The 12,338-nt window shown below is 72.3% G+C and carries 11 protein-coding genes; 2 read left to right on the forward strand and 9 right to left on the reverse strand.

Translation table 11 applies throughout. The annotated features are described in order from the left end of the window. Positions 1–26: 26 nt before the first annotated feature. The 3 genes from FV218_RS03680 to FV218_RS03690 form a co-directional block, all read right to left on the reverse strand. Positions 27–1,568 carry an undecaprenyl-phosphate glucose phosphotransferase gene (locus tag FV218_RS03680; protein WP_147708742.1) on the reverse strand — a complete coding sequence of 514 codons (1,542 nt, stop codon included), beginning with the start codon at positions 1,566–1,568 and terminating at the stop codon, positions 27–29. A gap of 125 nt (positions 1,569–1,693) precedes the next feature. Further along, entirely contained in the window at positions 1,694–2,878 is a 1,185-nt protein-coding gene (locus tag FV218_RS03685; RefSeq protein ID WP_246684979.1) for a glycosyltransferase, read from the reverse strand. A 168-nt stretch (positions 2,879–3,046) separates the two neighbouring features. Continuing rightward, positions 3,047–3,634, reverse strand: coding sequence for a polysaccharide biosynthesis/export family protein (locus FV218_RS03690; RefSeq protein ID WP_082476657.1), 588 nt, complete (start codon positions 3,632–3,634; stop codon positions 3,047–3,049). Positions 3,635–3,901: 267 nt separating this feature from the next. Between FV218_RS03690 and FV218_RS03695 the strand changes: the two genes are divergently transcribed. After that, complete coding sequence (locus FV218_RS03695) at positions 3,902–6,199, forward strand: GumC family protein (RefSeq protein WP_147708744.1); 2,298 nt, start codon at positions 3,902–3,904, stop codon at positions 6,197–6,199. 45 nt (positions 6,200–6,244) lie between these two features. Here FV218_RS03695 and FV218_RS03700 read toward each other — a convergent pair whose 3' ends face one another. Then, positions 6,245–7,408, reverse strand: a complete 1,164-nt coding sequence (locus FV218_RS03700) for a GNAT family N-acetyltransferase (RefSeq protein ID WP_147708745.1) — start codon at positions 7,406–7,408, stop codon at positions 6,245–6,247. A gap of 181 nt (positions 7,409–7,589) precedes the next feature. On the opposite strand from FV218_RS03700, the gene FV218_RS03705 reads away from it, so the two are divergent. Further along, positions 7,590–8,639 carry a polysaccharide deacetylase family protein gene (locus FV218_RS03705; protein WP_147708746.1) on the forward strand — a complete coding sequence of 350 codons (1,050 nt, stop codon included), beginning with the start codon at positions 7,590–7,592 and terminating at the stop codon, positions 8,637–8,639. Positions 8,640–8,673: 34 nt separating this feature from the next. On the opposite strand, the gene FV218_RS03710 is transcribed toward FV218_RS03705, so the two are convergent. The 5 genes from FV218_RS03710 to FV218_RS03730 form a co-directional block, all read right to left on the reverse strand. Further along, positions 8,674–9,045 carry a hypothetical protein gene (locus FV218_RS03710; protein WP_147708747.1) on the reverse strand — a complete coding sequence of 124 codons (372 nt, stop codon included), beginning with the start codon at positions 9,043–9,045 and terminating at the stop codon, positions 8,674–8,676. A gap of 118 nt (positions 9,046–9,163) precedes the next feature. After that, entirely contained in the window at positions 9,164–9,376 is a 213-nt protein-coding gene (locus FV218_RS03715) for a DUF2842 domain-containing protein (protein WP_056096178.1), read from the reverse strand. A gap of 183 nt (positions 9,377–9,559) precedes the next feature. Next, positions 9,560–10,318, reverse strand: coding sequence for an ABC transporter ATP-binding protein (locus FV218_RS03720; protein WP_187272953.1), 759 nt, complete (start codon positions 10,316–10,318; stop codon positions 9,560–9,562). Then, positions 10,315–11,067 carry an ABC transporter permease subunit gene (locus FV218_RS03725; RefSeq protein WP_147708749.1) on the reverse strand — a complete coding sequence of 251 codons (753 nt, stop codon included), beginning with the start codon at positions 11,065–11,067 and terminating at the stop codon, positions 10,315–10,317. Before FV218_RS03725 ends, FV218_RS03720 begins: the two co-directional genes overlap by 4 nt. 22 nt (positions 11,068–11,089) lie before the next feature. Continuing rightward, positions 11,090–12,100 carry an ABC transporter substrate-binding protein gene (locus tag FV218_RS03730; RefSeq protein ID WP_056096182.1) on the reverse strand — a complete coding sequence of 337 codons (1,011 nt, stop codon included), beginning with the start codon at positions 12,098–12,100 and terminating at the stop codon, positions 11,090–11,092. Positions 12,101–12,338 lie beyond the last annotated feature (238 nt).

A 12,338-nucleotide genomic window follows, 5' to 3' on the forward strand; every position in this document is an offset into this window, starting at 1 on the left:
GGGGGTCGCTGATCCGGGCGGCGGGATCAATACGCGTTCTGGGTCCGGAACAGCGACAGGGGCGTGGCGAGCATGATGCGGATGTCGAACAGCACGGACCAGTTCTCGATGTAGTGCAGGTCGTGCTCGACCCGGCGCTGGATCTTGTCGCTGGTGTCGGTCTCGCCGCGCCAGCCGTTGACCTGGGCCCAGCCGGTGATGCCCGGCTTGACCTTGTGGCGGGCGAAGTAGCCGTCCACCACTTGGTCGTAGAGGGTGTTGGCGGCCTTGGCCTGGAGGGCGTGGGGGCGGGGTCCGACGAGGGACAGTTCGCCCTTGATGACGTTGAACAGCTGCGGCAGCTCGTCCAGGGACGTCCGACGGATGAAGCGGCCCACCGGGGTCACCCGCGGATCGCCCCGGGTGACGAGCTTGGCGGCGGTGGCGTCGCCCTGGTCCACGAACATCGAGCGGAACTTGTAGACCTCGATGAGCTCGTTGTTGAAGCCGTAGCGCTTCTGCCGGAACAGGACCGGCCCGGGCGAGGTCAGGGCGACGGCCGCCGCCACGGCGAGCATCACGGGGCTGAGCGCCACCAGCATGGCGAGGCCGACGAGGCGATCGAACACGCTTTTCGCGATGATGTCCCAGTCGGCCATCGGCTTGTCGAACACGTCGAGGACCGGCACCGTGCCGAGGTAGGAATAGGCACGCGGGCGCAGGCGCAGCTTCGAGGCCTGGGCCGAGAGGCGGATGTCGATGGGCAGGACCCAGAGCTTGGCGAGCATCTGGAGGATGCGGTCCTCGGCGGCGATGGGGATGGTGAAGATGATGAGGTCGAGGCGGGTGGTGCGGGCATAGGCGACGAGGTCGTCGACGGTGCCGAGCTTGGGGTAGCCCGCCACCACGGTGTCGGAGCGCCGGTCGCCGCGGTCGTCGAACACGCCGACGATGCGGATGCCGGACTCGGCCTGGCCGTCGAGGGCGCGGATGAGGTCTTCGGCCACGGGCCCGCCGCCGACGATGGCCGTGCGCCGGTCGAAGCGGCCCGCCCGCATCTGGGCGCCGATGATCCGGGACAGGGTGAAGCGCCCGGCCACGAGGAGGCCGAGGCCCGCGACGAACACGGTTCCGAGCCAGACCCGCGAGTAATGGTCGGCGACCTTGGCGAAGACCATCACGGTCGCCACGACGAGGAAGACGAGGGTCCAGGCCGCCAGGAGGCGCAGGGCCGGTTTGACGAAGCCGCGCAGGGCGCCGATGCGGTAGAGTCCGGCGACCTGGAACAGGATCACGGCGAGGGCGGCGATGCCGAGGATCGCCGTGACGTAGCGCGGACCGAGGAGCACGAGACCGGACAACTGCAGCCAGTGCGTGGCGAGCCCCGTGACGCCGATGACGGCGAAGTCGGCCACTCGCACGCAGCCCGCCAGGACCACGGGCGAGAAGACCGAAGCCGGTGCCGGTCGGGCCGTGGCCTCGGCCGGGGGGATGGCCGTCATGGCGTCGCGTTCGGTCGATTCCTGACCGGTGGCCGGGAGCGGTCGTGCGGCGGCTTCCAGGAGGTCACGGACGTCGAAGGCGCTCATCGTCAAGGCTTTCGGACTTCAATCAGCGTCGCTGCGGCGGCGACAACGCCCGTACTCTGTCGCGGAGGCCTCACGGAACGCTTAACGGGCGACCGCTCCCGCTCCGATCACGGCGCCCGTTCTGTTCACCCGGCGACGGAACGCGCGTCCGCGCGGGCCCGGAACGCCGCGGCGTAGCCCGACAGCACGTCGGCGCCCATGCGCTTCATGGAGAAGCGCGCCTGCACCGACGCGCCGAGGTCGGCGAACCATGCCGCGCGCACATCCGGAGCTTCGTCGATCACCCGGGCGATGGCGTCCTCGAGGGCGCCCGCATCCCGGGGCGGGACGAGGCGGGCCGCCGCCGTCCCGAAGATCTCGGGGATCCCGCCGACATTCGTCGCCACCAGGGGATGCTGGGCGGCGGCCGCTTCGAGGACCACGTAGGGCAGGGATTCGGCCAGGGACGGCACCACCATGATCCGGCCGCGGGCGAGCACCGCACGGATGGGCTGGGGCGGCTCGAACGCCACGGCGTGTCCGAGTCCCATGGCCCGGACACGGGCGGCCAGGAGGTCGGCATCGGGACCGGACCCCACCATCAGCAGGCGCAGGCTCCGACCCTTCCGGCGCAGGTTCGCCAGGGCTTCGAGGAGGAAAGGCACGCCCTTGGCGTCGCGCAGTTCGCCGATGTAGAGCAGATCGTAGGCGTCGGCCGTCGGCGGCACGGGCAGGAATTCGGCCTCGCAGATGCCGTTGTGGACGATGCGGGCGAGGCGGGGCCGCCCCGCATGGGCGCGGTGACGCCCGGCGACATACTCGCTCTCGAACAGGAAGACGTCCGTGCGCAGGGCCAGGAGCCGCTCGACGCCCATGTAGAACCGGTGCCGGAGGGTGCCGGGCTTGTAGTTGTAGCTGCCGCCATGGGGGGTGTAGGCGCGGATGGGGGCGGCTCCGGTCACCCGCGCCGTTCGGGCGTAGACGCCGCCCTTGGCCCCATGGCCGTGCAGCACCGTGGCGCCCGTGTCACGCGCCCGCTCGGCGAGCGTCCGCAGGGCCGCGAGATCCGAATGGTGCGGGTTGCGCTGCATCGGGACGCGCACGACCCCGAGGGACAGGCTGGGCGCGAGCTCCGCGAGCGCCTGAGCCGCCCGTTCGCCGCCGGTGCGCGCGTCGCAGACGATTCCGACCTCGTGCCCGGCGGCCGCCTGGAGCCGCGCGAGATCGACGACGTGGCGGAAAAGGCCACCGACGGGTGCCCGGAAGACGTGGAGGATGCGGTGCGGGGCGGGGCAGGCACCGCCGGTGGCGGTCTCGGGGCGGGAGGCGATCGAGAGGGTTGCGGACGCGCTCACGGCGGGGTCTCCAGGGACGGGCGCCAGCGGCGACGCCCGGCTGCCCGTGATCCTGTCCCGGCACGGTGGGTGGAGCGTTAAGGTCCCGGCCTTCGCCCGACGCATCTCGGAATTGGGTTAGGCGATGCCTAACGGGACGCGGCCCTAGAAGAAGCGCTCCTTGATCACGATGGTGTCGCCGGGCCGGACCGGATAGGTCATCGGCACGATGCCGGAGACGAGGCCACCCTTGCCTTCGCGCGTCAGGACCGCGTAGTCGCGCGCCGCCCGTGGGCCGAATCCGGCCGCGATGGCGACCGCCGTCTCGACGGCCATGCCGTTGACGTAGGGGTACTGACCCGACGTCGTGACTTCGCCGAGGATGTAGAACGGTCGGTAGGCATCGACCTCCACGGTGACGTGGGGCTCGCGCACGAAACCCGAGGCGAGCTTGGCCTCCACGGTGCGCGCCGCCTGCGCGGTGGACTGGCCGCCGACCTTGACGAGGCCGATGAGGGGCATCGCGATGCTGCCGTCCCCGTCGACGGCGTAGATGTTGGAGAGGTTGTCCTGCCCGAAGACGATGACCCGCAACCGGTCGCCCGCCGACAGGGTGTAGCGAGCACCGATGGAACCCGTTGCGGTGGCATCGAGCTGGTCGGTCCTGAAGTCGGGCCGCAGGCAGCCGCCCAGCGCAAGGCTGGATGACAGAGCGAGAAGAAGTGTGCGCCGGTTCATCACCAATGCCGCCATGACCGAGAGTTCTGGACCGTAAGTTCTTGTCCCGACTCCTAGGGCCATATGGTTAATGAATGTTGATCCGGCCCCCGGGCGGCCGGTGTCGAAGTCGGACGCTCCGATCGTTTGCCGAAGCCGGACTTGAAATGCGTCCGGGCCAGGGGCGTTTCGCGTTCGGGCGATCGCGCCCTGTCTTAACCTGTAATCAACCTTAACGGACTTGAATGGCATGATGACGGCCTCCCACGGCCGACGCCTCGCCCGAGGGTAGAGATCCGAACCATGCCGCGTTCCCCGCTGATCCGCCCCGGTCCGTCCCCATCGTCCAACCCGCTTGCATCGTCCGGCCCGTTTCCATCATCTGGGGCCGCGGATGGGCTCGGGCTCAGCCAGCTCGCCCGTCTCCTGCGCCGGTCCTGGCGCTGGATCGCCGTTCCGACGGTGGTGGCCGGCCTGAGTGCCGTCGCCTTCGTGCAGGTGGTGCCGCCGCGCTACACGGGTGAGGCGAAGATCCTCCTCGAAAGCCGCGAGGCCGCCTTCACCCGCTCGAGTCAGGAGCGGGGGGAGCAGGCGGTCCCCATCGACGAGCAGGCCGTGGCGAGCCAGGTCCAGGTCGTGATGTCCCGCGATCTCGCCCGCGAGGCGATCCGCCGACTCAAGCTCGTGGGCAATGCCGAGTTCGACCCCGATGTCGCCGGCATCGGTCCGGTGCAGCGCCTTCTCATGATGATCGGCGTCGCCAAGAACCCCCTGGAGCGGGCGCCGGAGGACCGGGTGCTCGAAGCCTATTTCGACCGGCTCCTCGTCTACCCGGCGGGCAAGTCGCGCATCCTCACGGTGGAGTTCCGGGCGAAGGACCCGGCACTGGCCGCGCAGGCGGCCAACACCATCGCCGAACTCTACATCGCCTCCCTGGAGGCGGCCAAGACCGACACCGCCCGCTACGCCTCGACCTGGCTCGGGGGCAACATCGAGGCCCTGCGCACCCGCCTGGCCGAGGCCGAGGCGAAGGTGGAGGCGTATCGCGCCCGCCACGGCCTCATCGGCGGCGGCACGGCCAGCCAGCCCCTGAGCGCCCAGCAGCTCGGCGAACTCTCGACGCAGCTCTCGCAGGCCCGCACCGTCAAGGCGGACCTCGCCGGCCGGGCCAAGCTGATCAAGGAGATGATCAAGGACGGCCGCGCCTTCGAGATTCCGGACGTGGCCAACAACGAGATCATCCGCCGCACGGTGGAGCAGCGCATCACCCTGCGCGGTCAGCTCGCCCTGGAATCCCGCACGCTCCTGCCGGCCCATCCCCGCATCAAGGAACTCACGGCGCAGATCTCCGACCTCGATTCCCAGATCAAGGCCACCGCCGAGCGCATCGTGCGCACCCTGGAGAACGATGCCCGGATCGCGGAGGCCCGCGTCGAGAGCCTGGGCGCGGCGGTCGATTCCCAGCGCGACGTCGTCTCGAAGGGCAATTCGAGCGAGGTCCAGCTCAGGGCCCTCGAGCGCGAGGCCAAGGCCCAGCGCGAGCAGCTCGAATCCTACCTGTCCCGCTACCGCGAGGCCTCGGCCCGCGATGCCGAGAGTGCGACGCCGGCCGATGCCCGCATCGTCTCGCGCGCCGTGGTGCCGGATGTCCCGTCCTTCCCCAAGAAGGCGCCGATCATCATCCTGGTGGTGGTGATGGCCCTGCTGTTCTCCATGGGCGGCGTCATCGCACGCCACCTCCTCGTCGATCCCGACAACGGCCGCCGCCGGGGCGAGGACGAGGAACCCGGTGCCGGGGCCGAGGCGGCCCAGCCGTTCGCACCCGGACGCTTCGCCTTCCCGGAGGCCTCGCCGGGCCTGTCCCGCTCCGGCGTCGCGGCCGCGACCCCCTTCGAACCCCTGGTCGCCGCAGCCCCCGCTCCGGTCTCCCCGGGCCGACCATCCGTCCGCCCCGGCGCCCCGGCCCCCGGCCGGTTCGCCCTCGACGGCCTCGTGTCCCGTCTCGGCGAGGATGCGCGCGCCGGAATCGGACGGCGGATCCTGCTGGCGGAGACCGGGGATCAGGCGGGCGACGACGGTCTCTCCGGCACCCTGTCGGGCGCGCTCGCGGACCTCCTGGCCCCGGGCGCCCGCACCGTCATCCTCGATCTGAACGGGCCCCCCTGCGGAGCCGAGGATGTCGGCCTGACGGACCTCGTCGCCGGCGAGGCGCCCTTCCTCGACGTGATCCAGCGCATCCCGGGCTCGCGCCTGGACATGGTTCCGCGCGGCTTCCTCGACATCGACGTCCTGAGCGAGGAACCCGAAGCCCTCGAGATCACCCTCGACGCCCTGGCCCAGGCCTATGATTGGGTGCTGTGCCGCCTGCGCGAGGCGGATGGCGAGGCCGCACGGGCGCTCCTGTCGGCGGTGGGCGGCGCCATGGATACGGTGGTGATCGCCTCGAACCGGGATGCGGACGATCCCGAACTCGTCGATCTCTACGCCTTGGCGGAAGCGTCCGGGGCCAGCCGCGTCCTCGTCGCCCGGGACCGGGCCGTCGCCGACATGGCCGCCCGGGATTTCGGCTCCGACCTCGAACTGCGCCGTTCCGCCGCCTGATACGGCCGCCTCGGCGAGGCCGCGCGGCGTGTCCCCCTCGGGGCCCTACGGCGCCGCGCGCCAGCGGCGCAGGCGGGTCACGAGCGCCGACAGGCGGGGGTCGCGCTTGATCCGGCGCTTGAGCCGGGCGGTGCCCACGGCCTTGAGGGCGAAGATCCGGCCCCGCAGGGTCACCGGGATCGTGACCTCGCCGAGCTCGATGGTCTCGTCGCAGGTGTTGGTCTTGTAGCGCGCCTCGCCGACGCCGAGGTCGAGGGCGCGCCGTCCGCGCTCCGCCTGGTCCCGGACGAGGGACTGGAGCAGGAGGTCGCCGGGGCTCGACCGGCCCACCGAAGGGTCCTGGTCGAACGACGTCATCATGCCGCTGTAGCGGGCCGCGTCGACGGCGCCGGCGAAGACCGCGAAGACCCGCCCGCTCTCCGTGGCCACCAGGGCCGCGACCTCGATGGCCGGCGCGTCGGAGCGCGCGTCCCGGCCCGCGCCCGCGGCGATGAACGCGCGCACGGCCGCGTAGGCATAGGGGTTGGGGATGCCCATGGCGGCAAAGCGCGACGCCTTCTGGGCGTAGAACGCATCGAGGTAGGCCGTGACCTCCGCGTCCGTCCGGGCCACCCGGTAGGCCACCGGGCCGAAGGTTTCGACGAGCTTCTTCTCCTTGGACCGCAGCTTCTTGCGGGCATCCCCGCTGAACACCCGCCTGACCGTCGATTCGGCATCGGGCCCCAGCAGGAGGCCGTAGGCGTCGCTGGGCGAGGGCTCGGATCGGAAGCACAGGGGATTGGCCGCGCCGTCCCAGAACCGGGGCTGGTGCGAGAACGCATAGGCGTCGATGCCGGCGCCCCGGGCCGCCGCGCGCAGCTGCTCGGCCAGATCCGCCGGCTGCAGGGACGCCGCCGCGCGCGAGGCGAACACCGGCATGTGATAGTTGGCGTGCTTGGCCCCGACGACGCGGGCGACGCGCAGGCCGTGCTCGCGCGTCACGTGGCAGGGGATCAGCACCTGGGGGCGCCCGGAGGCGTCGCGCACCACGAGGACCCGCACGTCGGTGCCGGGTTCGGCGCGGGCGTAGGCGGAGACCCAGTCGAAGCGCTGATAGGGGGTGGCGAGGACGGCCGGATCGGCCTCGAGGCCACGCCACAGGGCCTCGACGCTCGCCAGGTCGGAAAAGACCTCCGTCGTCAGGCTGCCGCGTGCCGTGTCCCGGACCATCCCCACTCCGCTCAGATCGTGTACGCCACCCGTCACCGCCGTCGCTCCCGCCCATCCGACGGGCCACTGGGCGCCCCGTCCCTTAAACGCCGGGTGAAGCGCCCGCGCCGTCCTGTCGGCGTGGGTAACGAAACCTTGCCGATCCGCGGGGCAGGATCGCCGGCGCACGCCCGGAGGTCCGATGTCCACAGCCCGCCGCCACCGCCTGTTCGAGGCCGGGTTCCGGACCATCGCGGCCACGGGCGCCGACCGCTGGCTCGCGCCCCTGGCGCGGGGCCGGGGCATGATCCTCACCTTCCATCACGTCCGCCCCGAGGCGCTGGGCGTCTACGCCCCGAACCGGCTGCTCGCCATCACGCCGGCCTTCCTCGATCATGTCCTCACCACCCTCAGGCGGCGCGGGTTCGCGGTGATCGGCCTCGACGCGGTGCCGGACCGGCTCGCCGGGACGGCGGGCGCGCCGTTCGCCGTCCTCACCTTCGACGACGGCTACCGCGACAATGTCGAGCACGCCGCCCCGATCCTGCGGCGCCACGGCGTGCCCTGGACCCTGTTCGTGACGAGCGACTTCGCCGGGGGGCGCGGGCGCCTGTGGTGGCTCGAACTCGAGCGGGCCATCGCCCGCCTCGGGCGGGTGCGCCTGCCCGGAACGGCCATCGACCTGCCGGCGGGCAGCGACGCCGAGAAGTCGCACGCGTTCGAGACCGTCTACCGCCACCTGCGGGCCGGGCCGGAGGCGGACCTCCTCGCGGCCATCGCCGATCTCTGCGGGCGGGCGGGCCTGCGGCCGGGCGATCTGGCGGCGGAGCTCTGCCTGACCTGGGACGACCTGAGGGATCTCGCCCGCGACCCGATGGTCACCTTCGGCGCCCATACGGTGAGCCACCCGATGCTCGCCAAGCACGACGCCGCGACCCTGCGCCGGGAGGTGGAGGCGGGCCGCGACCGCCTCATGCGCGAACTCGGCCGCCCCGTGCGGCACCTGTCCTATCCCGTGGGCGACCCGACCTCCGCCGGCCCCCGGGAATTCGCCCTGGCGCGGGACCTCGGCTTCGCCACGGCGGTGACGACGCGCCCGGGCCACCTGTTCGCGGGCCATGCCGACCACCTCCACGCCCTGCCGCGGGTGTCGGTGAACGGCTGCCACCAGAGCCCGGCCGCCCTCGCGGCCCTGCTCTCCGGGGTGCCGTTCCTCGCCTGGAACCGGGGGCGGCGGCTCAACGTCGGCTGAGCGGATCTTCGTTTCGGATCAGGGGGATGCGCGGTCAGCGCCGGCGGTGGCGGCGATACGAGCGCGACCCGCCGCCGGTGTCGAAGCTGGCGCTCTGGCGGCCGTGGCGGGTGTAGCGCCCGCGCCGTCCGCGCCGGCCGGTCTCCGCCAGGGCCGGCAGGGCGGCGGCGATGCCGGGCGGGATGGCAGCGAGCGCCGTCGCCACGGAGGCCGAGGCGGACGCGGCGCCCTCGGCGAAGCCCCCGGCGACGTTCTTGGCGGCCGGGCCGAACATCGCCAGGCACTGGTTGTAGGCGAGATCGTTCTTCAGGCGCTCGCACTCGCCCACCGAGCGCGGGGCGCCCTGGGCCAGGGCGAGGGTCGGGGCGAGGAGGGTCAGGAGGACGACGGCCGGACGAATGAGCATGGTGCGGGGGATCGACCTTCGGCACGGGCGGTTCGGGGAGCGGGACCGTCTGTGCCCCCGGAGTGCGGCGAAATCCCGACGCGCCGGGTTTCGGGGCCGCATCGGCCGTGTCCGAGGCTCAGGTCTCGGGATCGGGCCGCTGCATCCAGCGGATGAGGGGCATCAGGGGGACGATCCAGGCGATGCCGAGAATGGCGTAGAGCACCGCCTGCACCGGAGCGGGGGTCTGCGAGATGCGGCTGTCGGCGAGCGCCATGGCCAGCGGCGCGTAGACGATGACGAAGGCCAGCATCGTGATGGTGCCGATCAGGGAGCGGGTGCGGCGGCGCATCGGCCTTCTCCTCGGGCGGTTTCGCGAAACAATCGGCCGCCCGGAGCCGGGGGTAAGCCCGGCGCGCGCGCGGCGCAATGCGCCGGTCCGTCGCCGGAACGGAACGGCGCACGCCCCCCCATGCGCCGGAGGCGCCGTCACAGTTCGGCCGAGGGCGCCGTCACGGTTCGGCCGGGCGCGCCGTCACAGTTCGGCGGAGCGGCCCGACAGCTCGGCCCGGAGCTGGCGCGCCGCCTCCAGCAGGGCCCCGTCGCGGCGGCGGCGGGGCCGGGGCACCGTGACGGTCACCTCGGCGGCGACCCGGCCGGGGGCGCCGGCCAGGACCACGACCCGGTCGGCGAGGGTGACGGCCTCGTCGATGTCGTGGGTGACGAACAGGATGGTCTTGCCCGTGGCGGCCTGGATGCGCTGGAGCTCGTCCTGGAGGCCTTCGCGGGTGAAGCTGTCGAGGGCCGAGAACGGTTCGTCCATGAGCAGCACGTCGGGGTCGACGGCCAGCGCCCGGGCGATGGCGACGCGCTGGCGCTGGCCGCCGGAGAGCTGGTGCGGCCAGCGCTGGCCGAGGTCGGCGAGGCCGACGAGCGCCAGCATCTCGGCCGCCTTGGCGAGGCGCTGGGCCTTGGACAGGCCGCTGCCCTCGAGGCCGAAGACCACGTTGGCGACGACCCGGCGCCACGGCAGCAGGCGGGCGTCCTGGAACACCAGGGCCATGGGCGTGCGGCAGCCGGGGCGGGGCTCGACGCGCACGGTGCCGGCGCTGGGCTTGGCGAGCCCGATGAGCACCCGCAGCACCGTCGACTTGCCGACCCCGGATTCGCCGACGATGACCAGGAATTCGCCGCGCGCGATGGTGAGGTCGAGGTCGGCCAGGATGGTGTTGCGCACCCCCTCTCGCTCGTAGGCGAGGCTCAGACCCTGGATGGCGATGATGGGCGAGCTCACGCGCGCCACCGCAGGAGCCGGCCCTGGAGGGCGACGAAGCCGGTGTCGAACAGGCCGTAGAGGCCGGCCATGGTGAGCATGTAGACGACCACGATGTCGGTGGAGAGGAGGCTGGAGGCCTGCATCATCCGCGCGCCGACGCCCGGCACGCCAAAAATCTCGGCGGCGACCACGGCCATCCAGGCCTGGCCCAGGGCGGTGCGCAGGCCCACGAGGATGCCGGGGGTGGCGGCGGGCAGCAGGATCTTGGTGAGGCGCGCCCACGGCGAGCGGAATCCGAAGGCCTGGGCGACCTCGACGAGATCGCGGTCGACGCCGCGCACGGCGCCTTGTGTCGCGAAGAACACGATCCAGAACACGCCGATGGCGATGATGAACACGGCGGCCGAGGGCTGGACCCCGAACCAGATGATGGCGAACGGCACCCAGGCGAGGCCGGGGATCGGCCGCAGCAGCCGCACGATCCAGGCGGTGACGGCCTCGAACCCCGAGAACATGCCGCTGAGGAGGCCCAGCCCGATACCGGCCCCGGCGCCGACGGCGAGGCCGACGACGTAGTGGCTCAGGCTCGACCACACCGCCTCGCCCCAGACCCCGAGCGCGATCTCCTTCAGGAAGGCGGCCGGAATCGTGCTCGGCGGCGGCAGGAAGGCCGGGTTGATGAGGCCGAGGCGCGGCATCGCCTCCCAGAACACCAGGAAGGCGAAGAGGCCGAGGGCGGAGAGCGCCGTGGCGCGGAACGCGGGCATGCGGGTCAGGCGGGGGCGCGGGTCAGCGCGCCGTCGCCTTCTCGTAGGGGCGCGGATCGAACAGGCCGTCGAGGGGCACGTCCTTCTCCAGCGTGCCGATGGAGACCTGATAGGCCTGCATCGCCTTGGTGGCCTCGACGATGGCACGGGGATCGGCGGTGAACTTCGCCGCCGGCGAGGTGATGGCCTTCTGGATGGTGGCGAGATCGGTGATGCCCTTGCCCAAAGCCGCCTCGACGGGCTTCGCCGCCCGGGCCGGATCGGACTTCAGCAGGTCCGTCGCCTTCACCACGGCCCTGACCAGGCCCTCGACGGCGGCCGGGTTCTTGTCGGCGAAGGCGCCGAACACGCCGACCACGGTGCCGGGCTGGTTCGGGAACATCTCGCCGCCCGTGGCGATGAGGGTGATCGCCGGGTTGCGCTGCTGGACGATGGTGAGGGCCGGCTCGCGGATGGAGGCACCGTCGACGGCCCCGGCCAGCACCGCCTGCTGGGTCGCGTCGATGCCCATGGCGACGACCTCGGCGTTGGCCTTGTCGGCCTTGGCGACCTGCCACAGCCAGTGCTGCAGGGTGGTGTTGGGCACCGAACCCGCCGGCTGGGTGGCGAGGCGCGCCGCGCGGCCCTCCTTGGCCTTGAACCGGGCGAAGGCCTCGGCCTGGCTGGCGCCGCCGGCGAAGTAGGGGGCGAGCTTGGGGCCGGCCACGAACACCATCTCCTCGATGGCGGTGGCGGCCACCACCCGGACGTCGATGCCCTTGGAGCGGGCCACCGCCAGGGGCGCGACGCCGGCGACGTAGACGTCGATGGTGCCGGATGCCAGGGCCTGGATCATGTTGGGGCCGGATTCGAAGGTGGTGAAGCTGGGGGTGAGGCCCGCCTCCTTGAGCCAGCCCTCGCCGTTGGCGACGAAGATCGGGGCGGCGCCGACGACCGGGATCACGCCGATGCGCACGGGCACGGGGGCGGGGCTCTGGGCCGAGGCGACGCCCGTCAGGGACAGCAGCAGGGCGAAAGCGGGCAGCAGGCGCATCGGTCAGGTCCGGTCAGGGGGCGTCGAGCAGAAGGCGTCTGGCAAGAGGCGTCGGGCAAGAGGCGTCGAGAAAGACGGTCGATGGTACGGGGAACGCCGGGGCGCCGCCGCACGGATCGGTCGGGGCTTATCCCCGGGCCTTGGCACGGGGCGCCGGGGCACGCAAGAATTTGCTCGCTCCTGCCCGGCGCCACCGCGCGATTGGGAAGATCCCTCTCCGGCGGCGGGGGCGGGGAGG

Origin of the sequence: Methylobacterium sp. WL69 (assembly GCF_008039485.1) — a bacterium.
Lineage (GTDB): Bacteria > Pseudomonadota > Alphaproteobacteria > Rhizobiales > Beijerinckiaceae > Methylobacterium.